This window comes from Binatus sp. (SeqCode) (assembly GCF_049584895.1).
Lineage (GTDB): Bacteria > Desulfobacterota > Binatia > Binatales > Binataceae > Binatus.
On sequence record NZ_JBAUYR010000098.1, the window covers coordinates 30,768 to 51,950 of the forward strand.

Genomic DNA, 21,183 nt, shown 5'->3' on the forward strand with positions numbered 1-21,183 from the left:
TCGCGTTAAAGCATGGAGGCCCGACCGCGTTTCTGCGATCGGGCCTCCGGCTGGAATTGCGTATTCGCTATTTCGCGAGCTCGGTTGCGCGGGTCTCGCGAATGACGGTGACCCGAATCTGGCCCGGGTACGTCATATCCGTTTCGATTTTGCGCGCGACATCGCGCGCCAGCATCGACGTGTCCTCGTCCGAGATCTGCGACGGCTCGACGATCACCCGCATCTCGCGGCCGGCCTGCACCGCGAAGCACTTCTCGACGCCCTTGAACGACTTCGCGATCGTCTCGAGATCTTCGAGCCGCTTGACGTAGCTCTCGAGCACTTCACGCCGGGCTCCCGGACGCGCACCCGAGAGCGCATCGGCAGCATCGACGAGAGGCGCGAGAATCGTCTCGGCTTTGACCTCCTCATGATGCGCCGCGATCGCATTGACGATCTTCGCCGACTCGCCGTACTTGCGCGCGATTTCGCCGCCGATCAACGCGTGCGATCCTTCGACCTCATGCGTCAGCGCCTTGCCGATATCGTGCAGCAGCGCCGCGCGGCGGGCCTGCTTTTCGTTGAGCCCCAGCTCGGCCGCCATCGCGCCGCAGATAAACGCCGCTTCGATCGAGTGCATCAATACGTTCTGCGCATAGCTGTAGCGATACTTGAGCATCCCGAGCAGCTTGACCAGTTCGGGATGGATTCCATGCACGCCGACTTCGATAATCGCGCGCTGACCGGCCTCGCGAATCGATTCCTCGACCTGCTGCTCGGCCTTGCGCACGACTTCCTCGATGCGTCCGGGATGAATGCGTCCGTCCGAGATGAGCTGCATCAGTGCCACCCGCGCGATCTCGCGGCGAATCGGGTTGTGGCACGAAATCACGACCGCCTCCGGAGTATCGTCGATGATGATATCGACGCCGGTGGCCGCCTCGATCGCGCGGATATTACGTCCTTCGCGACCGATGATACGGCCCTTCATTTCGTCGTTGGGCAGCGCGATTACCGAAACCGTGCGCTCGGCAACGAATTCGCCCGCCAGCCGCTCGATTGCGATCGCGACGACTCGCTTGGCGCGGCGGTCAGCCTCCTCGCGCGCCTCTTCCTCGACGATTCGAATGTGTTTCGCTGCGTCGGTGCGCGCCGATCCGATCATCTCATCCATCAGCGAGCGCTTGGCTTCCTCGCGCGTCAGGCCGGCGACGGCTTCGAGCTTGGTGCGGGCCTCGTCGATATGTGCCTGCAGTACATCTTCCTTGTCGGTGAGACTTTTCTCGCGCGAGCGTAGACTTTGATCGCGCCGATTGAGATCGGCTTCGCGCCGCTCGAATGCTTCCTGGCGCTTTTCGAAAGTCTCCTCGCGTGCTTCGAGTTTCTGTTCCATCGCAGCAATTTCGCGCCTGCGATCGCGCATCTCGCGTTCGGCGTCGGCCTTGGCGCCGACCACCATATCCTTTGCCTTGAGTTCTGCCTCCTTAACTACTAACTGGCTCCGTGTTTGAGCCTCCTTGGTTATTTCCTCGGCCTGAGCGCGCGCGGCCTCCAGGTTAACGGCGTCGTTACGCTGTTTCGTTATTCCCCAAATGTATAAGACCGCGCCACCAATTATGAATCCCAGGATTGCCATGATTAGAGCCACCCGGGTTTACCTCCTTCGTCCGTGTTCGGCGTGCCAGCAGTGGCGCTTCGCAGGCACGATGAACCTCGGACTCGGTCACAATGAAGTTAAGCCGCCGGTCGAACCCCGTCTCGGGGATTCGATCGAGCAGCTGGAATGAAAAGGCGAGCCCCACAGTGATCGCTTCGTCGCCGAGTTGGGCGATGAAACGATCATAGTGACCCCCGCCACGGCCCAGTCGCTGTCCTTCGAGTCCGAAGGCAACGCCGGGAACACACACGAGAACTTTCGCGAAACTTTTGCGGTCGAGAACTTCCGCCGACGCAGGCGGCTCGAGGATTCCGTACGCACCGGCGACAAGCGCGGCGCGATCGCGAACCCGTCGGGCAACGATCATGCCCACATCGACGCGCGGATAGAAGACGGCGCGATCCGACTTCAACGCGTCGGCAAGGATGAGGTCCGTGGAAACCTCATTACCGATTCCGGCGTACAGAACAATTGCGGAGGCTTCGCGGTAGTACTCGCTCGCGATCAGGTTGCGCTGCACAGTCTGTGACGATGCCCTCGCACGCTCGCTAGAAACCGCGTTGCGGCATGCGATCATGATCGCGCGAAGATTTTTCTTTTCGTCCGCCACAGTCGTCGCCATGGCGGGAGCGGGTTTAACTGCTCGATTGCGCCGTTTGGTTTTTTACTGCCGTCACGTGCGCCTGTCGTTGTCTTCTCGAACCGGCTGACAGCCGGCCTGTATCCGCGAAACGTTCTGTCGCGAAAGCCTTCGATGCGGTCGGAAAATATCGCACGGGCCTCATTCTTGTAAGCACCGCGTTTAGGCTGCTCTCGAGATCCACAATTCCCGCCCCCGTCCGAAATCGTTCACCTCTCGGATGCCGCGCGACGTTTCGACGGTTCATGCTCATTCTCCGTCTATCGCCGCGGACAGCCGTTTATTCATCGCCGCGATTCGATCCACCAGCTCTTGATGCTCCCGACGCAGGTGTTCGAGCTCCTCGGCGAAATTTAACGCAGCCAGGATTGCCAGGTTCACTGAATTGATCGACTGGCTCCCGGCGCGGATATCCTTAATCTTCTCATCGACCGTCTCAGCCAGAGACTTGACCCAGTCGTCGCCCGCATCGCTGGCGACGGTCAGGCTTTGTCCCATGATCTGGACGTTGACGCCTTTCATTCTCTATCCGAGATCGATCCCGTCGAAGCGGGTGAGGATTTTTTCGATCCGCATGCGCACGTCGTTGCGTTCGTTTTCATGCTGCAGACGCTCGGCGCTCAACTGCTTCACCTGGCCGGCCGCGTCGGCGTAGCGTTTTTCCATTTCCGCCAGCTTCAGTGCGAGTTGCTCATTTTCCTTGCGCAATTGCTGAATACGCGCGACGGAAGCTTGAATACGTTCGTCTAGTTGCTTTAAGACATCTGTGGCCATGAGAGAGAATCTTCTACCTTTAGTTTAAATTTTGATAAACTACGCTGTCAAGCTGCATAAGAACCGCTGGCACTCTGCTCCCCTGCGTCGTCAGTTGCAAACAGGGCGTCAACAAACTCGCGCGCATCGAACTCGCGCAGGTCCTCTATCGCCTCGCCGAGGCCCACGAAACGCACCGGAATCTTGAGCCGCTCCGCTACCGCGACCACCACTCCGCCCTTCGCCGTGCTGTCGAGCTTGGCAAGAACCACTCCGGTGAGCGGTACCGCATCGCGAAAAACCGACGCCTGGCTGAGCGCATTCTGACCCGTGTTGGCATCGAGCACGAGCCACGTCTCGTGCGGCGCGCCTGGCAACTCGCGCGCGACGACGCGCGCAATCTTCTTGAGCTCTTCCATCAAATTAACTTTGGTCTGGAGACGCCCTGCCGTGTCGATCAGCACGGTACTCGCCTTGCGCGCGACCGCGGCCTTGACCGCGTCGAAGGCGACCGCCGCGGGATCAGAGCCCTGCGATTGCTTGATGATGTCGGCGCCGGCGCGATCGCACCACACTTCGAGCTGCTCAATCGCGGCAGCGCGAAAGGTGTCCGCCGCCGCCACGATCACACTGCCGCGCTCGGCCTTCAGCCGCGCCGCAAGTTTCGCGATGGTAGTAGTTTTGCCGACGCCGTTAACGCCCACCAGCATGATCACGAGCGGCGCATCGCCGGAGTCGGCGGGCGCGCGGTCCGCGGACGTCATGATCGTGGTGATTTCGGCCTTGAGCGCATCGCGGATCGTATCGGGGCGATTGTCGTTGCCCAGCTTCGCGCGCACGGCGGCTGAGATCTTCATGCTGGCCTCGACCCCAACGTCGGCCGCGATGAGAGCCTCCTCAAGGCCTTCGTAAATCTCGTCGATTTTCGCGCTGCCGGTCAGCGCAGCCCTGATGCGCGCGAGAAAGTTCTCGCGCGTCTTGCGCAGCCCAAGCCCGATTCGCACCGGCTCGCGAACAGCCGGCGTCGGCGCGACATAGGGCTCCGGCTCAGGCGCAGGAACCGGAACAGGTTCGGCAGGTTCGAACTGAATAAGTTCGGACGTCGGTTCGGGCGTCGGTTCCGGCGCGATCTCAGGCGGCGGTAATGGCTGGGTTTGCGGTGCAGCCTCGATTTGCGGATGAGTCGGACGTGACGGCAGCGCCTTGCGCAGACTCCATTGAATCAAGACTCCGATGAAAATGAGGCCCGCGCCGACACCGGCCGCGATAATCAGAATGAATGCGATAGAGAAGGGGCTCACAGGTTGATCGTCCCGGGGAAATAAATCCGGAGGAAACTTCGATGCCAAGAATAACAGTAGCGCTGTTCTTCCGAAACCGGCACGGACGTTTTGTGTCATCCTGAGCGCAGCGAAGGATCTCGCGCGTAGCGCGTCACATGCGCGCTGGCGCCGGCCGCAAGAGCGTCCGTCGAGATTCTTCGCTACAGCAGCTTTCGCTCAGAATGACACAAAAAAGGGATCATCCCCTGCCCACGGAAGTGTGAAACCCAGGAGGGGTTTCACATTCGATTACGTTCCCCGCTATAACGAATCAGGGCCGCGACGAAATTTCACTTCACGCGGACCTCATCATTGAGGGAGATTCTAATGGCCAAGCTCAAGGGCAAGGTTGCAATCGTAACGGGCGCGAGCCGCGGCATCGGCAAGGCGATCGCGGAACTGTTCGCCAAAGAGGGCGCGAAGGTCGTGTGCTCGGCGCGCACGCTGAAAGAAGGCGAGCATCCGCTGGAAGGCTCGCTCGAAACCACGGTCGCGGGAATCAAGAAAGCCGGCGGCGAGGCCGAGGCCGTCACCTGCGACGTGTCCTCGGAAGCGGACTGCGAGAAACTGGTCGAGCAAACGCACAAGCTCTTCGGGCCGGTCGACGTGCTGGTGAACAACGCGGCGCTGACCTACTTCATCCCGGTCAAGGATTTTCCGCCGAAACGATGGATGCGATCGTTCGCAGTCAACCTTCACGGCCCGTTCATGCTGAGTCACCTGGTGCTGCAGGACATGATCCCGCGCAAGTCAGGATCGATCGTAAACATTTCGTCGGGCGCGGCGATCGGACCCGGCCGCGGACCGTACAAGAACGAGACCGTGTTTCGCGGCGGCGTATGCTATGGCGCCGAGAAGGCAGCGCTCGAGCGCTTCACGCAGGGACTCGCCGAAGAAGTTTACGACGACGGAATCTCGGTGACGTGCGTATCGCCGTCGCAAGTCGTCGCGACGCCGGGCACGGTGCATCACCATCTCGTGACCGGACCCGACGACCCGACGGGCGAGCCGGTCGAATGGATGGCGCAGTCGGCGCTCCTCCTCGCCACCGAACCACTCGACAAGGTCACGGGACTGGTGACGTACAGCCAGCCGTTGCTCAAAGCGTACGGCGTCGAAGTAAACAGCCTCGGGATCGGATTCGATCGCAAAGGCAGCGGCTACAGCTTGATCTAAAGTGGGGCGGGCCGCCGTGCCCGCCCTTCCTGTGATCGCCGCGCCGGTTTTTTTACGCGGCTTGCGGGATTCGCAGTGAGATAATTCGCGAGACGCCCGGGCGATCCATCGTCACGCCGTGGATCTGGTCGGCGCGCTGCATCGTGCGCTGGTTGTGCGTGATCACGATGAACTGCGAGCGGGTTTTCAGCTCCGCCATCAAGGTCGTGAATGCTGCCAGGCTGAACTCGTCGAGCGGAGCGTCGACCTCGTCCATCACGCAGAACGGGCTGGGGTTGAGCAGGAATAGCGAGAAGATCAGCGCCATCGCGGACAGCGCCTTCTCACCACCTGACAGCAGGCCTATCTCCTTGACCTTCTTGCCCGGCGGCTGCACGAGAACGTTCACTCCCGCTTCGAGCACGTCGCCGGTGTCGGTCAGCTCGAGGCGGCCCTTGCCGCCGCGCAGCAGCTTGGGGAATAGCTCGGCAAAGTTTTTCGCGGCGCCCTCGAAGGTCTCGGCGAAGCGTTTGCGCGCCTCGCGATTCAGATGCGTGATCGTTTTGGTCAGGTCGTCGAGAGCGCTCTGCAAGTCGGCGCGCTCGGTGCCGAGCACGCCTGCGCGTTCCTCGAGCTCTTTGACTTCGCTGTCTGCGGCGAGGTTCACTTCGCCGATTCGTTCCATCTTCGCGCGCAGCTCGACGATTCGCGCGTCGTCATCGGCGGCGACGCGGCCGTCGAGTGCGGGAACTATCTCGGCCGCCATCGCGTCGAACTCGGCGCCGAACTTTTCGGTGAAGGCGCGCGCCAATTCTTCGCTGAGCGCGCGGGCACGTTCGCGTTTGAGGCCGCATTCGTTCGCGTCGGCTTCCAGAGCGGTCAGCGCCTCCTGCGCATTCTTGTAGTCGGCGCGGCGGGCTTCCAGTTCGTGCTCGGACGCGTCGCATTGCGCGCGCAGGCGTGAGAGTTCCGCTTCGAGTTCAGTCTCACGGGCGCGGGCCGCGACATCCTGCGCGGAAAGATTTTCCAGTTCGCGCTCGAACTCGGCGCACTCGGCATGCGAGCGCTCCAGCGTCGCGCGATGCTCGTCGATCTGCGCTTCGAGCGCGTCAGCTTCCCGGCGTGTGTGCGCCAGTTCGCTTTCGAGCGCACCGAGGCGAGACTTGCGCGCCTCGACTTTGGAAGCGACTTCGAGCATCGCGGCGCCGATTTCTTCGGCCGCTGTGCGCAGGGTGGCAATCTCGGTGACCATCACGGTCAGGCGGGCGCGCGCTTCCTGCTCCATCTTTGCAAGTTCTTCGAGGCGCGCATTCGACGTGATCACGAGTTCCGCGAGTTCGCTCAGGCGGCGCTGCGAATTATCGCCGTGAGAATTCAAGAGCGCGACTGATTGTTCGGCGCGGGCGAGCGCACTGCGGCGTTCGTTCGCAGCGCGCTCGGCTTCGCGCGCTTTGATCCGGCCCTGTTCGAGTTCCGCGTCGGCGTGCTCGCGCTCGGCGCGGACGGAGGCGAATTGACCGACTCGCGTGCGATGCTCTTCTTCCGCGCGCGCGAGTTCGTGCTTCTCAGCTTCGATTGCGGCGAGGTCCACGGCGGCATGGTTGTCTTCGGTGCTGCCGCCGCTGATCATTCGGCCGGGCATCACCAGGTCGCCGTCTCGCGTTACGAAAACAGTTCCGTGACCGTTGAGATTCGACGCGGCCAGCGCGGAATGCAGGTCGTCCGCCAGCATCACGTGACCGAGCATCGCTTCGGCGACCGGCGAGAAACGCGATTCGATTTCGAGCATCTCGAGCAACCGCCCCGCGATTCCGGGAGCGTCGATTGCCGGATGCGCCGAGATTGCGGCGTCGGGTTCCTGCACGAAGTCCATCCGGCCCGCGCGATTCTCTTTGAGAATTTCGATCGCGCGGATCGCAAACTGCGGCGATTCGACGATGACCGCGTCCATCTGAGGGCCAAGCACGGCTTTGAGCGCCGGCTCGAGCGCAAGCGGCGCGCGCACGACTTGTTTGAGAATCGAAGGATCGGTCGCGGGACGATCGCCGTTGAGCGATTCGAGAATCGTGCGGAGGCGCAGGTCGACGCCGTTCGACGAGTGATTCGGTTGAAGCTCGCCGCGCGCGCTCAGTACGCCGCGCAGCGAATTGACGCGCGCCGTCAGATGGTCGAGCGCGGTGCGCGCTTCGATCTCGCGCTCAGCAGCCGTGCGCCGCGAGCTTTCGAGATCGGTTGCAACTGCGCGCGACGCTTCGAGGTCGGCCTCCGCCGCGCTCATCAGTTCGCGCGCGGTTTCGAGTTCTGCGGCGAGCGCAGGACCCTCGAGCGTCGTCGCTTCAAGGCGCTTTTCGAGATCGGCGCGCTCGCCCGCGAGATCGCCGAGCCGCCCGCGAATCACCGCGGCCTCGCGCACGACGTCTGACAGGTCGTCCTTGCATTCTTCGCCGCGACGCTCGGCTTGCTTGAGTTCGATGTTCGCAGCGTCGTGCTTGACTGTGATTTCTTTCAGCGCGGCGTCGGCGTCGCCGCCGCCCGCTGCGATTTCGCGCGCGAGGGTCGCGCCCGCCTCGGCCCGATTCGCGCGCGCCAGCGTCGCCTTCGCTTCCAGATCGACGAGACGAGCGCTCAGATCGATTTCGAGCTTAGCTGTGACGTCGAGGCGCCGCTGCAGAAATCCTCGCGTGCGCAGACGCTCCTGCGCACCGTTGTGAAGATTTTCGAGTTCGCGCTGAGCGCCGCCCAGCTCCGACCGCGCCGATTGCGCAGCCGACGCTGCGGCCTCAACCTGCTCGCGGATCGCCGCTGCGCCTGCGCGCGCGCTGTCGAGCGCGCTCTTCAATTCTGTGTCGCGGTTGGTCTGAGTCGCCAGCTCTTCGCGCTGATCGATCAGTCGCCGCGCGGCTGAGTATCGTTCGAGCTCGCCAAGTTCCGACTTTACAACCTTGTAGGTCTCAGCTTTCTTTGCCTGCCTGCGCGCGAAACTCAACTGACGCTCGATCTCGCTGAGCACGTCGTCGACACGCGCGAGATTTTCCTTGACGCGCTCGAGCTTCCGCTCGCTCATCTCGCGCCGGCCCTTGAACAGCGACAGGCCCGCGGCTTCCTCGACGAGCGTGCGCAGCTCATGCGGCTTGGCCTGGATAATTTCTTCGATTCGGCCCTGCTCGACCAGCGAGTAGCCGCGGCTGTGAATCTGCGCGGCCATGAAAAATTCGGTGATGTCCTTCAAGCGGCACGGAATCTTGTTGAGCAGGTATTCCGATTCGCCCGATCGATACGCGCGGCGCGTGACTGCGACTTCGCTGAGCGCGGAGTATGGCTCTGGAAGCTGACTGCCTTCTTCGGCCTCGAGGATGAGCGACACTTCCGCCATCCCAGCCGCGGGATTCGACTCGTTGCCGGCGTAGATAAGATCCTCGACGCTCTTGCCGCGAAGGCGCGTCGGCGCTTGCTCGCCGAGCACCCATCGGATCGCGTCGACGACGTTCGACTTGCCGCATCCGTTGGGACCGACCACCGCGGTCATCCCCGGGGCAAAACTTATCGTCGTTGAATCTAGAAAGGACTTGAAGCCTAGTAATTCAAGGCTCTTAAGACGCATGCTCCCTCCACCGCAACCACATCCACCACGTCAGCGAAAGCTTACACTAAAGTACCCTGAGAGGGTCAAGAGGATACGCAACATATCGTGGGTTGGTGGAGGGGTATCCACAGCACCTAGTGGAATCGGGGGAAGGGGAAATCACTTTATTGAATGTGGGAACCCTGCCCGGGTTCCACGCCTCCGGGGCAGGGGTGACCCGCCGAGACGGTGTCGATGCCGCCCGCCGCGCAGGCGATTAATCCTGGATTAGCTCGGTGTTCCAGTAAGCGCTGTCGACCTGCGACAGGTACGGCATCCATTCGCGGTAGCGCTTCAGGCTGAACATCTCGGACGAAAACGGCGTCCATTCGGGGCGGCGCGGGCGGCGGAACAGGTGCATCCCGGCTTCTTCGGGGGTGCGGCCACCCTTGCGCCGATTGCAGTGATGGCACGAGCATACGATGTTCTCCCACGTCGACATCCCGCCGCGAGAGCGCGGAATTACATGGTCGAGATTCAGCTCGGTGCGCGGCAATTTCTTGTGGCAGTACTGGCAGGTGTTGCCGTCGCGGGCGAAGATGTTGAAACGCGAGAATCGCACGTGACGCTTGGGCACCCGCTCGTACGCCGTCAGCAAGAGCACTCGCGGAACGCGGATAAAGCCGTTGACGATCCCGAGCCGCTCATGTTGGACCTCGATCGACAAATCGCGCCAGCTCTCGAAGTCAAAGGTGTGATATTGCTCGTCAACCGCCTTCGCCACGCCCTGATAGAGCAGCGCAAACGCGCGTTTGACTGACGTAACGTGAACGGGGAGATAAGAGCGATTGAGAACGAGGACCTTGCTGTTGAGCAGGCCCGCTCCCGGGAGACTGGGCGCAACCATGTCGGCCGCAGCAGACATCCCCATGACCAGTATCGGCCCCATGGTAGCATGTCAAGATAGCTGTGGATTAAAAGCCTGTTATCGATTCGCCAATCGCGCTTGCTTGCGGAGGTCGGGCGTGCCTCGTATGATCCTGCACAAGTTGTCGACGCAAAGGGTAAAACGATGTCCCATCGGATGCGGGTACTTTCCTGAACGCTCGCGGCGCCCGCGCGACAACTCCCGGCGCATCGCTTTTGTATCAGCAGTCATGTCGGATTTGCCGGAATAAGAGAGTCCATTTGTGAAACGAGAAATCGCAATTAACGCGTCCGCACTCGAAGTGCGAGTCGCGTTGCTTGAAGATAGCGAGCTCGCCGAATTCTACCTCGAGCGCAATCGCCAGGTCGGGCTCGCGGGAAATATTTATAAGGGCAAGGTTACGCGCGTGCTGCCCGGGATGCAGGCCGCGTTTGTCGATATCGGGCTTGAGAAAGCGGGCTTCCTGCACGTCTCCGATTTTCACGATGGAGTTTCCGCGCTCAACAACGTGGCGGAAGTGCTCGGTGAAGAAGACGTCGAGACCGAGCCCGTCGGCGAAAATGAATTCGCCGAGGCGGAGCCGAGCAACGCTGATGAATCCGCCGACAACGTTGATGGCAACGGCAACGGCGATGGGAACGAGCCGCGGCCGTCGCGCGGGCGTCGTCGCGGAGGTCGAGGGCGCGGGCGCAGCCAGGCGCCACAACGCTCGCGGCTTCCGATCGAGCAGCAACTGCGGCGCGGCCAGGACATCATCGTGCAGATCGCCAAGGAGCCGATGGGCACCAAGGGCGCGCGGCTGACGTCGTCGATCTCGCTGCCGGGACGGCATTTGGTGTTCACGCCGACCAGCAATCACATCGGAGTGTCGCGGCGAATCGCGAGCGCCGAGGAGCGCGCGCGTTTGCGGCAGGACGTCGGCGAGCTGAGGCCGCCGCAGGGCGGGTTTATCGTGCGGACCGCGTGCGAAGGCGTCAGCCGTCGCGAGATCCAGCGCGACGTCGCATTTCTGACCAAGCTGTGGAGCTCGATCCTGCGCAAGAACGAGAGCATGCCGCCGGCGTCGATCCTGTACAGCGATCTCGACGTGGCGCTGCGCGTTGTGCGCGATATGTTTTCCAGCGAAGTGGACCGGCTGTGGTGCGACGACCCGACGACCTACAGCCGGGTGGTGCAGTTCGTGCAGAATTACATGCCGCGTCTGCGCGCGCGCGTGTCGTTGCATGACGGGCCGCAGCCGTTGTTCGATCGTTTCAATATCGAGCCGCAAATCGAGCGCGCACTCGATCGCAAGGTGTGGCTCAAGTCGGGCGGCTACCTGATTTTCGATCAGGCGGAAGCTCTGACTGCAATCGACGTGAACACCGGACGCTTCGTCGGCAAGCGCAGCCAGGACGACACTATTTTCAAGACCAATCTCGAAGCGGTCGAGGAAGTAGTGAAGCAACTGCGGCTGCGCAATATCGGCGGAATCATCATCGTCGATTTTATCGACATGGCGCGCGAGGGCGATCGCAAGAAAGTCAGCGACGCACTGGCGACGGCGCTCAAGCGCGACAAGGCGCGGACCTCGGCGCTCAAAATTTCCGAGCTGGGCCTGGTGCAAATGACGCGCAAGCGCACGCGCGAGAGCCTGGAGAAATTGCTCACCGACACGTGTCCGCGATGCGAAGGGCGGCGCGTCGTCAAATCAGTGCCGACGCTCGCGGCCGAAGTGCTGCGCGGGATTCAGCGCGAGGCGGTATCGAAGTCGGCGGGCGACATGTTGATCGTCAAGCTGAACCCGGAAGTCGCGCGCTACCTGTACGATCACGGCGCGAAAGATCTCGAGACGCTCGAGCAACGGCTATCGACCAAGATAGTGCTGCGCTCGAACGACACGATCGAGCTGGGCGCCTTCGAACTCGCGCGCGCCCCCGCGGCTGCCTAGTCGTTTCTCGCCGACGCTCGCCTGCTAACGCCACGAGTCCGGTGCTGGGGAGCTCCTTCCACGCTGGCTATACCGGAGATTGTCACTGGTTCACTGTCGGGAAATTCGGCAATTAGAGACAAGCTGCCGCCCATCGCTTCAACGCTCTTCCGCAGAGTTGAAAGAAGAAGATCCGTTCGCCTCTCCAGGCGAGATACCCCGTCCTGCGAGATGCGGAGAGCCTTGGCCATGCGGACCTGGGTGAGTTTGCGCGCCCGCCGCAATTCCTGAAGGGTCATTTCCTGGGAAACAAGCTCGGCGGCGCGGGTCTCGACCTTCTTTCGACGAGCCGGGCTCAGTTCGTTCATTCTTTGTTTCAGCGTGCTCATAGTTATTCCCTTGTCTTGCTGCCCTTGATGCGAGCTACGTGAGCGTCGAAGCGCTCGTCGGCTTTGTCCATTAATTGACGGTAGAAGCGCTTTTCGCTGACCCCGGATTTGTCGCCGCCGCATAGGAGAATCGCGCGCCGTTTCGGATCGAAAGCAAAGGCAAAGCGCCAGACTCCGTCGGCAGTATCAAATCTCAATTCTTTCATGTTGTGATGGCGCGAACCCTTCAACGTATCGACGCGCGGCCTTCCAAGCTGAGGTCCGAACTGTTCAAGCAATTTCAGGTGGGCGAGCAATTCATCCTGTACTGACTCAGCCAGACCTTCAAATTCGGGATCGAATTTCGGATGAAATACAATCGGCCAGGTCACCACCTAAAATGTCTCAAATTACATAATGTTGTCAAGAGCATATTTTAACTACAAACTGAACTCGCGCGCGCTCCCGCGGCTGCCTAGTCCCATTTTCCGAATCGATCTAGGCTGAAGGGAGCGCGTCGGCTGACGCCGCGAAATCTGCTGCGGACGACTATGCGTCATCCGCGGAGAATAGCCAATGAGAATTAACAATTGGCAACTCAATTTGGGCAAAGCGCTGATGCTGATCTGCCTGTTGATTTTGGCCTCGTGCGCGACACAACAGCCTCAGCCGGCGCCGGCACCGGTGGTCGCGCCTCCTCCTCCGCCGCCGCCGGCGCCGCCACCGCGTACTAGCGCGCAGCCGTCGAGAACAGTGCGGGCGTCCTACCAGGGAGAGGCGGAGGCCGGGCACAAAACCGCGAACGGCGAGCGCTACGATCCCAACGAATTGACGGCCGCGTCCAAGACCTTTCCGATTGGCTCGTTGGTATTGGTAACCAATCCTGCGAACGGCAAATCGGTGAAGGTGCGGATCAACGATCGCGGACCGCATGTTCGCGGCCGTAGCCTGGATCTGTCGAAGCGCGCGGCGGAAGAGCTCGGAATCACCGACAAGGGTGTTGCGCGACTCAAGATCAGGCGCCTCGACTCTGAATCTTCGAAGCGCGAATCCACCAAATCCAGTCTGGATTCCGCCTCAACCGCGACGCCGTAATCATTCCTGGTCATTGGGATTAAAGGGGTTGCCCGTCAAATTCTCGACGCTCTCGCGCGGGATTTCTCCCAAGAGCAGCGATGCCGCGGCCTTGTTAGCATTGTCGCTACTTTAGTGCTTTGATGCGTCGGTGAACGGCGGTGGCTAAAGGCAGTCCAAAGCCTGAGACCGTAGGGACGAGTGCCGAGGCGGTTCAACCTGGGCAGGCCACCGATCAGGCCGATAAACTGATCGAACAATTGCGCGAGGCGATCAGAGTTCGCGACGATTTTCTCGCGATCGCGACGCATGAACTGCGCAATCCGCTAACTCCGATTCTGCTTGGCCTCCAACTGATTCGCGCGGCGGAGAAGTCCGGGGACAAGGCGAAGCTGATGCAGGAGATCGATCGACTCGAGCGACAGATAAAACACTTCGTGGCACGGACCAACACTCTGCTCGAAGTTGCGCAAGTCACTTCCGGCAAGTTCCATCTGGACCCTTCAGAAGTGAACCTGTCCGGATTGATCGCGGAGATCGTCAATGACTACATGCCGCTCGCGATTCGCAGCGGGTCAAAGCTGAGCGCAAAGGTTCAGAACGACGTTATAGGGCTGCTGGATCGGACGGCGGTATCGGGAATCGTGGAAAATTTACTTTCCAACGCGATCAAGTACGGCCAGGGAAAGCCGATCGAAATAAATTTGAGCGCGACCCCCGAAATCGCGCAGATAACCGTCCGCGACCACGGCATTGGCATTGACGAGAAGGACAAAGCCCGCATATTTGAAAGGTTCGAACGAGCGGTGGGACGCCACGTTCAATCCGGCTTCGGGATTGGCCTGTGGCTCTCACGAAGTTTCGTAGAGCTGATGGGCGGCTCTATAACCGTATTCGGGGAACCGGGCGCGGGCTCGATGTTTACCGTCTCTTTACCCCTTGAATCTGAGGGAAAACCATGAGTAGCGACGTACGGCCGCTTAGACGTGTACTTTCCGGGATCAAAGGCCTCGACGATATTCTGCACGGCGGCTTCTTCGGAGGCGGTCTGTATATAGTCGAAGGACCGCCCGGCGTGGGCAAAACGATTCTCGGGAATCAAATTTGCTTCAATCAAGCAGCAGCCGGAAGCAAGGTTCTCTATATAACCCTGATCGCCGAGACGGTCGGTCGGATGTTGCTGAATATCGGAGACCTGAAATTCTACGATGAAGGAGCGGTCGGCAACGGCATCTTCTATGTCAGTGGTTTCAACGCGCTGAAAAAGGACGGGCTGTCAGGTTTGCTCCATCTGCTGCGCCGGGAGGTGGCGGCGCGCAAGGCGACGACGCTGGTAGTGGACGGATTCGCGTCGGCGTCCGATCACGCCAAGTCGCGCGAGGACCTGAAGCTGTTCGTGCAGCAGCTGCAAACCCAGGCGGATGCGTCGGAATGCACCGTTTTTCTGCTCACCAATCCCAGCGAGCAGAAGCCGTCATCCGAGGAGACCATGGTCGACGGTATTATCAACCTGACCACCTCGGTCCACGAATGGCGGTCGGCGCGTGAGCTGTGCGTCCGCAAATTTCGCGGCAGCAGCTATCTCCAGGGAGTCCATTCCTACGACATCACCGAAGACGGAGTCACGGTCTATCCTCGGCTCGAAACGCTTGTCTCCCAGACCTCCGACATCAACGGAGAACTGAAGAGAGTTTTGTCGGGTAATCCCAGCCTCGATCAAATGCTTGGCGGTGGATTACCAGCTCGTTCTTCGACGATGGTGATCGGGCCTTCGGGAACCGGCAAAACCACGTTGGGCCTGCAATTTCTGGGGGAGTCGAGCGCCCAGGAGCCGGGACTGCTGTTTGGGTTTTACGAAACACCGGAGCGAATCCGCACCAAGGTAACCGCGACCTGTCCAGCGCTGCTGAAGCAGCTCGATGCCGGTCACGTACAAATTCTGTGGCAGGCGCCGACCGATCAGTTCCTGGACGAAATAGCCGATCGGATGCTGCGCGACATCAAAAAGCGAAAGGTGAAGCGTCTGCTGATCGATGGTCTCGGGGGTTTCAAAAAAGCGCTTCGGTCGAGGCCGATCGAGCCATTCTTTTCCGCCCTGGTGCATGAGTTGCGCGCGCAGGGAGTCACCTCGATCTGCACCGCGGAAGTTATTGAGATTGTGGGACCGACGATGACAGTGCCGCTGCAGGGATTGTCCGACGTGACCGACAATCACATTCTGCTGCGCTTTATAGAAACGGGCGCGAGCCTGTTCAGGTTGCTTTCGATACTCAAAGTGCGCGACTGCGCGTTCGATTCCGATCTGCGAGAACTCCATTTCGCTGCGGGCGGACTTGAACTCGCCGAAAATTCCGCGAGCGCCAAATCAATCCTGCTGTCGGCCTCCAGGAGACCCGAAGCCGAGCTGACTCAAGAAAACAGATGAGTTGCAGCGGATGGAGAAGAGTAAAAAGGCCGGCCCCGCTGGCAAAACCATATTGATCGTCGACGATGAATTCGGGGTGCTCGAGGTCCTTGAGTTCATTCTCAGCGACGCCGGCTACCGGGTCGTGTCCGCGTTAAACGGACAGGAAGCAATCGCTCGCCTTGAAGAAACCAGGCCGGACCTCGCGATCGTGGATTTCATGATGCCGATACTCGACGGCAACGAAGTCATTAAGGCGATCCGATCAGACAAGCGACTGCGGAACATGCCAATAATTCTGGCCAGCGCGTTGCCCGAAAAGACAATCAGGGAGCGCTGTGACGGATACACCACCTTTCTGCGCAAGCCCTACAGGACCGAACAGCTCATGGAAGAAATCTCAAAACTGTTCGATCACCCGGAGGGCAAGGCGGTACCGAAGATCGTCCGCTGAATAATCTCGCGGAGCGACCTCGCCAAAGTATCAGGTGCAGCAGGAGGGTAAGGTAGTGCCCTGATTTAAAATCGGGACACTACCCACAAGCAGGTTTGGGGATCACAGACCGAAGAAGAGCGTGACGCCCTGGGGCGGCGCATCGTAGCCGGGCTCATTCCCGTAAACGTACGGGTCAGGCGCCGCGTAGTAGTTGGGCTGAGGCGCGTAATAGTAGTCCGGCTGGGCGGCGTAAACTGTGCCGCCACCGCGGTAGCCGCGATTGTCGTTACCGCGATGCTGATCGGCGACGCGACCGCGATCGTTGTCGCGGTGGTTGTCGTCGGCGCGAGCCGTTCCGACGCCGACGCTGCCAATCACGAGGGTAAACGCGACTGCGGCCGCGACCCTGCCTATCTTAGAGCGCAATTCGATTTTTGGTTCTTGCATAATGAGACTCCGTTCGGCGAATGGATTCCGATTCACTTATTGGCTGCGGTCTGTTTTGCGGCCGAAACCTTTTCACGGTTACGGAACAGCGAGTCGGCGCTCTTCTTCTGCGCATCGGACATCGAGTTGTAGAGCGCTTCGAACGGCGGAACGAATTTCTTCATTCCATCTTCATGCGCCTCGATGACTGACTCGTAGGACTTGATGACTTCGACGGCGCTCATCGACTGCGAGTCTGATGCGCGCTGCTTCTGCAGGTCCATCATCGCCTGCGCGTTGTCGCGCATCACCATAGCCAATGCGTCCCACTGCGGTTTCTGCGCGGCGGTGATGTGAAGTTTCTTGTGCAGATCCTTTATGCGCGCCTCGACCGGCATCATCGCGGAAGAATCCGCTGGGGATGCCATCGCTTGCTGCGCGGGCGACTGCGCGTTCGAAGCGGCATACACGGGGCTGGCGAGAACGATAGCGCCGAATAAAGCAGCCGCGGCGCCCGTTGCGCGTGCGGCCCGGTGTGTGAAGGTGATCATGATAGTACTCCTGTCAGTTGCTATTGGTGAGAGGTTGAGATTCTGCGCGGCTGAACGTTAGTCTCGCCAACCTCCGAGAGCATTGCTATCCGCATTCGGCCAACCGGTGCTGGGCGGCACGCCTGAGTGAGTAATAAAGGTTCGTATTCGTTCGGTTGGTGCTTCGTGTAACCCCATTCCACTTGTCGGGCTACACACTCACCTAATGCTGATGATTAGTGGTTATGCATTAAGCGAACAATCATGACGGCTTGATCGACCACGGGACGGGCTTCTTATCGAAGAAGGACTCGAGGCCCCAACGGGTCTCGTCGGTGATGTGCGGCGCGGCGGTGTATTCGGTCATGCTCATCGCGATCGCCTGGCCGGAGAATTTGCACATCAAGGACTTGGTGACGGCCTCCGCTTTCGGAGCGTTCATCGCGATCGCATCGGCCCATGCAAGCGCGGTCTCCATCAACTGATCGGAAGGCACGACGGTATTGATCAGTCCGAGCGCCATCGCCCGATGGGCGGTTACCAGTTCTCCTGTCAGCAGCAAATATCTCGCGACGCGCTCGCCCACCAATCGCATCAGGTGGAGGATTACCATCCCGGCCTGGATGCCATGTTTCATTTCGGTGTAGCCGATTCGCGCGCTTGCGGCGGCGACGGCCAGATCGCACGCACTCAGGAAGCCGGCGCCGTTACCGACCGCGACCCCGTTGACGGCGGCGATGGAAGGTTTGCCGAGTCGATAGACGCGCTCGATTAAAGCCTCGCCGCGAAGCGCACCATCCCAGACCGATCCTGATTCGTCGACGCGCAACTGGTCGAGCATGGTGCGCAGTTCACCGAGGTCCATGCCGGCGGAAAATGCGGAGCCGGCGCCGGTGAAGATTAGCGCGCGGACGCCGCGATCCTCTTCGGCGCGCGTAATCGCAGCCATCAGCGCGTCGATCATCGCGGCGCTGAGCGCGTTGCGATGGTCGGGGTTGTTGAGCGTAATTATCGCCGCCGGGTATCGAGCTTCGTACAGGACGATCTGATCCGCCATATTGTATGTCCTCCTCGTGTCAACTGTTATGTTAGTTCGAGCCGTCCGACCGTCAACTTTCTGTTATCGGGAAAACAGGAATGCTCATTTGAAAAAAGCACTGATGATATTCGGCGGGCTGTGCGCCACCGTCTTTCTGCTCCTGGTGATCCTCATTTCATTCATCGTCTACAATGGGCGCGGTCTCGACAAAGAAAGTAAGGCGTACGCCGACGCTGCGATTGTAGCAATCGCGTCGCAATGGAACGAAAAAGACCTCACGGATCGGGCCAGTCCGCAACTCATGGCTACGGTGAAAGATCCGGCCGACCTGGACCGCGTGGTGGGTATGTGGCGAATGCTCGGGCCGCTGAGAAAGTACGACGGATCGAAAGGCGACGCGCACATAGGAGTTTTTTGGCCGAGCGGAAAGACGATCACGGCGGTTTATGTAGCGCGGGCGGAATTCGACCACGGCTCGGCGATGATAAAGCTGTCGCTCATAAAAATAGACGGCGTTTGGAAAATCCTCGGCCTCAACGTCGTTCCGGATTCATTTCCCAATCCGCAGGCAGCGAAACCAAACATCTGAGCGCGTTAAGCGGAGTCGGCGACTGAAGTTGCGGCGGCGCCGCAAGCGCTAGCCAAGTGGATTTCTACCGGCGGTTCGCCGTGAGGGTACACACAAAAGGAACTTTAATTGAGATGAAACCCACCGTGGGTTTCGAACTTCCTTGGGCAGGGGTGACCCCTGCACCCGGTGAAAAGGAAATCGCGAAATGTTGAGGACAACCTTTCGCTCTCAGGTTCGGGGGACGCGGCGCGGCTCCGAATATATCTCGCCCGTTCCTTTACGGGAGAGGAAGCCGCCGCATCACGGCCGGTAGGTGATGGTTCTGGGCGCATCGCAAATGCTTGCCCGCTCACTTTTTTTCTGTCGCTCCGTCCCGTCCTTGTGTCATTCAGAGCGAAGCGAAGAATCCCGGTTCCCTCTCTGCACGGGCTCAATAGATCGCAGTAGTTGAACAGTGCGGATCTCGCGCAGCTTCCATGCTATCTGTGACAGCAAAATGAAGCGCCGACGAAGAGTCAGCAAGAACGAGAGACGATCAGATCTCGGCCGAGTCATCGCGCGTCGGATACTCTCGGAGGAGGGAGTTGCCGGACGGAAGATCGTAGTTTCGATTGGTCTGCCTCGGCCAGATCCCCGCAAGGGCGGCGATTGGGAGTGCCCATTTTTGATCGAGGGCGTCGGAAAATCCGAAGTACAAAAGGCCTTTGGAGTCGACAGCCTGCAGGCGCTAATGATTGCGATTCAGGGCATTCGAGTGGGGCTCGAACAGAGCGGGCGCAATCTCTTTTGGCTCGATTCCGAAATCGGAGCGGATATTCCGTTAACTGTCCGGACCACTTGGGGAAAGCAACTCGTAGATCGAGTACGCCTTGCGATTGAACGCGAGACCGTACGTGTCTGGCGCGCCAAGATTAAGACCAGCAGAACAAATATTTACGCTGAGGAAGCAGAACTAAGACGGCAGAGAACGGAGCCTGGCAAAATCGCAAAGGTATTCGCGGAGAGAAGAACGCACCTTCAGCGATGGGAAGCGGAAATCGACAACCTGAAGCCAGGCTGGAGCATCCCTAGGCCAACCAGCGAGGGCAGAAAACATTAAATGAGCGTGCGATTTCGGCTCAATCGAGCGCCGTGATTGAGCGGCCGCGGGTTTCGGGGAGTATCCAGACCAGCAGCGCGCCCATCGTTGAGAAGACTGCGGCCAGCGACAACGTTGCGCCGAAACCGAAACGTGCGCCGAGGGCGGCGATCAGGATCGGGGTAAAGAACTGGAATCCGCGGGTTACGTTCAGCAGCAATCCGAGCGACGTGTTGCGAATCCTTGTCGGCAGCAATTCGGCGATCATCGGCGCGATCCCTGACCAGATGCCGGTGCCGAATCCTGCGGTGAACATCGCAGCTGAGATGAGGCCGGGCACGGCTACAGCCGCGTTCCACAGAATTGTTGGTGGGATTGTGCCGGCCGCCATCATCAGGCCGTATGCGCAGAATGCGGGACGGCGGCCGAACGTGTCGGCGACGCGGCCGAACGTCAGGTAGCCGAGCACGCCGCCGATTTGCATTTTGATCAACAGGTGACTCGCGGCCACCGCCGTGAGCCCGCGCTTGAGTTCGAGATATCCCGGCATCCAGGTGTACGTGAACCAGTACGCCTCGGAGTTCAGCAGGACGACGACGAACAGCATCGTGAAGATGCGCCGATATTCAAGTATCGCGCGCAAGTCGACGCCGCGGGCGTCCAAGTCGGTGCGCGTGCGGCGCCAGACGTCGCTCTCCGGCATCCACTTCAGCACGGCAGCGACGACGAATATCGCGGGCACGCCGGACAGCATGAACGTCAGCCGCCATCCGATTGCAGGTGCGAGATATCCGCCCGCCGCCGCTGCCAGCAACACGCCGAGCGGCGCGCCCGTCTGTACATATGCGGCATATCGCGCTCGTCGATCAGCCGGTACGCTCTCGGCGACCAGGCTTTGTCCGGGGGCCCATCCCCCGCCCATGCCGAGCCCGGTTATCGATCGAAACACGATCAGTTGCGTGAGACTCTGGCTGAATCCGCACATCGCAGTGCCGACGCCGTAAATTGCGACCGTAGCCGCGATCATCGGTTTTCGGCCGTAGCGATCGCCGAGGAAGCCGAAGATCACTCCGCCGAGCGCCGTCATCAGCAGCGACATTCCCAGCGCGAGCGACGACTCCTCGGGCGTCAGATGGAGTTCGCGCGCGACGGGGACCAGCAGGAATGAGTAGAGGACGAGATCGTAAAAGTCGAAAATCCAGGCGGCGAATGCGAGCGCGACGATCCTCAGATGAACTGCGCCGGTTGCGCGCTGGTTCATCAGTATTTCGCGCGGCGGCTGTATTTTGGCGACTGGCTCCATGCAATCGGGTATGGTTGGCTATTCATATCAGTTGGGACCCACAAGGAAA

Annotated in this window: 21 protein-coding genes; 8 read left to right on the plus strand and 13 right to left on the minus strand. The window is 60.3% G+C overall.

Annotated elements, in window-relative coordinates:
* Nucleotides 1-67: 67 nt before the first annotated feature.
* From rny to ftsY, 5 genes are all read right to left on the minus strand, one after another.
* Nucleotides 68-1,615, minus strand: coding sequence for a ribonuclease Y (gene rny / locus WB650_RS17130; RefSeq protein WP_423961360.1), 1,548 nt, complete (start codon nt 1,613-1,615; stop codon nt 68-70).
* Nucleotides 1,548-2,258, minus strand: coding sequence for a 5-formyltetrahydrofolate cyclo-ligase (locus WB650_RS17135; RefSeq protein WP_422303572.1), 711 nt, complete (start codon nt 2,256-2,258; stop codon nt 1,548-1,550). Before WB650_RS17135 ends, rny begins: the two co-directional genes overlap by 68 nt.
* A 267-nt stretch (nt 2,259-2,525) precedes the next feature.
* A complete protein-coding gene (locus WB650_RS17140) occupies nt 2,526-2,798 on the minus strand; it encodes a cell division protein ZapA (RefSeq protein WP_422303573.1) in 273 nt (90 codons plus the stop codon).
* Between the two features lie 3 nt (nt 2,799-2,801).
* Nucleotides 2,802-3,050, minus strand: a complete 249-nt coding sequence (gene zapB / locus WB650_RS17145; protein ID WP_422303574.1) for a cell division protein ZapB — start codon at nt 3,048-3,050, stop codon at nt 2,802-2,804.
* Nucleotides 3,051-3,097: 47 nt separating this feature from the next.
* Nucleotides 3,098-4,330 carry a signal recognition particle-docking protein FtsY gene (gene ftsY / locus WB650_RS17150; RefSeq protein WP_422303575.1) on the minus strand — a complete coding sequence of 411 codons (1,233 nt, stop codon included), beginning with the start codon at nt 4,328-4,330 and terminating at the stop codon, nt 3,098-3,100.
* 348 nt (nt 4,331-4,678) lie between these two features.
* Between ftsY and WB650_RS17155 the strand changes: the two genes are divergently transcribed.
* Entirely contained in the window at nt 4,679-5,527 is an 849-nt protein-coding gene (locus WB650_RS17155) for an SDR family NAD(P)-dependent oxidoreductase (RefSeq protein WP_422303576.1), read from the plus strand.
* Between the two features lie 52 nt (nt 5,528-5,579).
* Here WB650_RS17155 and smc read toward each other — a convergent pair whose 3' ends face one another.
* Both smc and WB650_RS17165 read right to left on the minus strand, forming a co-directional pair.
* Nucleotides 5,580-9,107 (minus strand): chromosome segregation protein SMC, encoded by a 3,528-nt coding sequence (gene smc / locus WB650_RS17160; protein ID WP_422303577.1) that lies wholly within the window; start codon nt 9,105-9,107, stop codon nt 5,580-5,582.
* Nucleotides 9,108-9,345: 238 nt separating this feature from the next.
* Nucleotides 9,346-9,945, minus strand: coding sequence for an HNH endonuclease (locus tag WB650_RS17165; protein ID WP_422303585.1), 600 nt, complete (start codon nt 9,943-9,945; stop codon nt 9,346-9,348).
* 313 nt (nt 9,946-10,258) lie between these two features.
* Here WB650_RS17165 and WB650_RS17170 point away from each other — a divergent pair, with 313 nt between their 5' ends.
* Nucleotides 10,259-11,926: an Rne/Rng family ribonuclease gene (locus tag WB650_RS17170; RefSeq protein WP_422303578.1), complete on the plus strand. Its 1,668-nt coding sequence runs from the start codon at nt 10,259-10,261 to the stop codon at nt 11,924-11,926.
* Here the strand turns inward: WB650_RS17170 and WB650_RS17175 are convergent.
* A complete protein-coding gene (locus tag WB650_RS17175) occupies nt 11,923-12,294 on the minus strand; it encodes a helix-turn-helix domain-containing protein (RefSeq protein WP_422303579.1) in 372 nt (123 codons plus the stop codon). The genes WB650_RS17170 and WB650_RS17175 overlap by 4 nt on opposite strands.
* Before the next feature lie 2 nt (nt 12,295-12,296).
* Complete coding sequence (locus WB650_RS17180) at nt 12,297-12,665, minus strand: type II toxin-antitoxin system RelE/ParE family toxin (RefSeq protein ID WP_422303580.1); 369 nt, start codon at nt 12,663-12,665, stop codon at nt 12,297-12,299.
* A 184-nt stretch (nt 12,666-12,849) separates the two neighbouring features.
* Here WB650_RS17180 and WB650_RS17185 point away from each other — a divergent pair, with 184 nt between their 5' ends.
* The 4 genes from WB650_RS17185 (at nt 12,850) to WB650_RS17200 (ending at nt 16,205) form a co-directional block, all read left to right on the plus strand.
* Nucleotides 12,850-13,368, plus strand: a complete 519-nt coding sequence (locus WB650_RS17185; RefSeq protein WP_422303581.1) for a septal ring lytic transglycosylase RlpA family protein — start codon at nt 12,850-12,852, stop codon at nt 13,366-13,368.
* 140 nt (nt 13,369-13,508) lie between these two features.
* Nucleotides 13,509-14,309, plus strand: a complete 801-nt coding sequence (locus WB650_RS17190; protein WP_422303582.1) for a sensor histidine kinase — start codon at nt 13,509-13,511, stop codon at nt 14,307-14,309.
* The gene (locus WB650_RS17195) at nt 14,306-15,772 is read left to right on the plus strand and encodes an RAD55 family ATPase (RefSeq protein ID WP_422303583.1); all 1,467 of its coding nucleotides are present in this window, start codon (nt 14,306-14,308) and stop codon (nt 15,770-15,772) included. Before WB650_RS17190 ends, WB650_RS17195 begins: the two co-directional genes overlap by 4 nt.
* 10 nt (nt 15,773-15,782) lie before the next feature.
* Entirely contained in the window at nt 15,783-16,205 is a 423-nt protein-coding gene (locus WB650_RS17200) for a response regulator (RefSeq protein WP_423961344.1), read from the plus strand.
* A gap of 102 nt (nt 16,206-16,307) precedes the next feature.
* Here the strand turns inward: WB650_RS17200 and WB650_RS17205 are convergent, their stop codons facing one another.
* The 3 genes from WB650_RS17205 to WB650_RS17215 form a co-directional block, all read right to left on the minus strand.
* On the minus strand, nt 16,308-16,634 hold the full coding sequence (locus tag WB650_RS17205) for a hypothetical protein (protein WP_422304475.1): 327 nt from the start codon (nt 16,632-16,634) through the stop codon (nt 16,308-16,310).
* A 32-nt stretch (nt 16,635-16,666) separates the two neighbouring features.
* Entirely contained in the window at nt 16,667-17,164 is a 498-nt protein-coding gene (locus WB650_RS17210) for a Spy/CpxP family protein refolding chaperone (protein WP_422304473.1), read from the minus strand.
* Between the two features lie 241 nt (nt 17,165-17,405).
* Nucleotides 17,406-18,200 (minus strand): enoyl-CoA hydratase/isomerase family protein, encoded by a 795-nt coding sequence (locus tag WB650_RS17215; RefSeq protein ID WP_422304471.1) that lies wholly within the window; start codon nt 18,198-18,200, stop codon nt 17,406-17,408.
* 88 nt (nt 18,201-18,288) lie between these two features.
* Here WB650_RS17215 and WB650_RS17220 point away from each other — a divergent pair, with 88 nt between their 5' ends.
* Together WB650_RS17220 and WB650_RS17225 are read left to right on the plus strand one after the other, a co-directional pair.
* Nucleotides 18,289-18,771 carry a hypothetical protein gene (locus WB650_RS17220; RefSeq protein WP_422304469.1) on the plus strand — a complete coding sequence of 161 codons (483 nt, stop codon included), beginning with the start codon at nt 18,289-18,291 and terminating at the stop codon, nt 18,769-18,771.
* 478 nt (nt 18,772-19,249) lie between these two features.
* Entirely contained in the window at nt 19,250-19,852 is a 603-nt protein-coding gene (locus WB650_RS17225; RefSeq protein WP_422304467.1) for a DUF6968 family protein, read from the plus strand.
* A gap of 19 nt (nt 19,853-19,871) precedes the next feature.
* On the opposite strand, the gene WB650_RS17230 is transcribed toward WB650_RS17225, so the two are convergent.
* Nucleotides 19,872-21,092, minus strand: coding sequence for an MFS transporter (locus WB650_RS17230; RefSeq protein ID WP_423961347.1), 1,221 nt, complete (start codon nt 21,090-21,092; stop codon nt 19,872-19,874).
* Between the last annotated feature and the right edge of the window lie 91 nt (nt 21,093-21,183).

Coding starts and splice junctions, on each gene's coding strand:
- rny (WP_423961360.1), bottom strand. CDS start 1,615: ATGGCAATCCTGGGATTCATAATTGGTGGCGCGGTCTTATACATTTGG.
- WB650_RS17135 (WP_422303572.1), bottom strand. CDS start 2,258: ATGGCGACGACTGTGGCGGACGAAAAGAAAAATCTTCGCGCGATCATG.
- WB650_RS17140 (WP_422303573.1), bottom strand. CDS start 2,798: ATGAAAGGCGTCAACGTCCAGATCATGGGACAAAGCCTGACCGTCGCC.
- zapB (WP_422303574.1), bottom strand. CDS start 3,050: ATGGCCACAGATGTCTTAAAGCAACTAGACGAACGTATTCAAGCTTCC.
- WB650_RS17155 (WP_422303576.1), top strand. CDS start 4,679: ATGGCCAAGCTCAAGGGCAAGGTTGCAATCGTAACGGGCGCGAGCCGC.
- smc (WP_422303577.1), bottom strand. CDS start 9,107: ATGCGTCTTAAGAGCCTTGAATTACTAGGCTTCAAGTCCTTTCTAGAT.
- WB650_RS17175 (WP_422303579.1), bottom strand. CDS start 12,294: ATGAGCACGCTGAAACAAAGAATGAACGAACTGAGCCCGGCTCGTCGA.
- WB650_RS17185 (WP_422303581.1), top strand. CDS start 12,850: ATGAGAATTAACAATTGGCAACTCAATTTGGGCAAAGCGCTGATGCTG.
- WB650_RS17195 (WP_422303583.1), top strand. CDS start 14,306: ATGAGTAGCGACGTACGGCCGCTTAGACGTGTACTTTCCGGGATCAAA.
- WB650_RS17200 (WP_423961344.1), top strand. CDS start 15,783: ATGGAGAAGAGTAAAAAGGCCGGCCCCGCTGGCAAAACCATATTGATC.
- WB650_RS17205 (WP_422304475.1), bottom strand. CDS start 16,634: ATGCAAGAACCAAAAATCGAATTGCGCTCTAAGATAGGCAGGGTCGCG.
- WB650_RS17210 (WP_422304473.1), bottom strand. CDS start 17,164: ATGATCACCTTCACACACCGGGCCGCACGCGCAACGGGCGCCGCGGCT.
- WB650_RS17215 (WP_422304471.1), bottom strand. CDS start 18,200: ATGGCGGATCAGATCGTCCTGTACGAAGCTCGATACCCGGCGGCGATA.
- WB650_RS17225 (WP_422304467.1), top strand. CDS start 19,250: ATGAAGCGCCGACGAAGAGTCAGCAAGAACGAGAGACGATCAGATCTC.
- WB650_RS17230 (WP_423961347.1), bottom strand. CDS start 21,092: ATGAACCAGCGCGCAACCGGCGCAGTTCATCTGAGGATCGTCGCGCTC.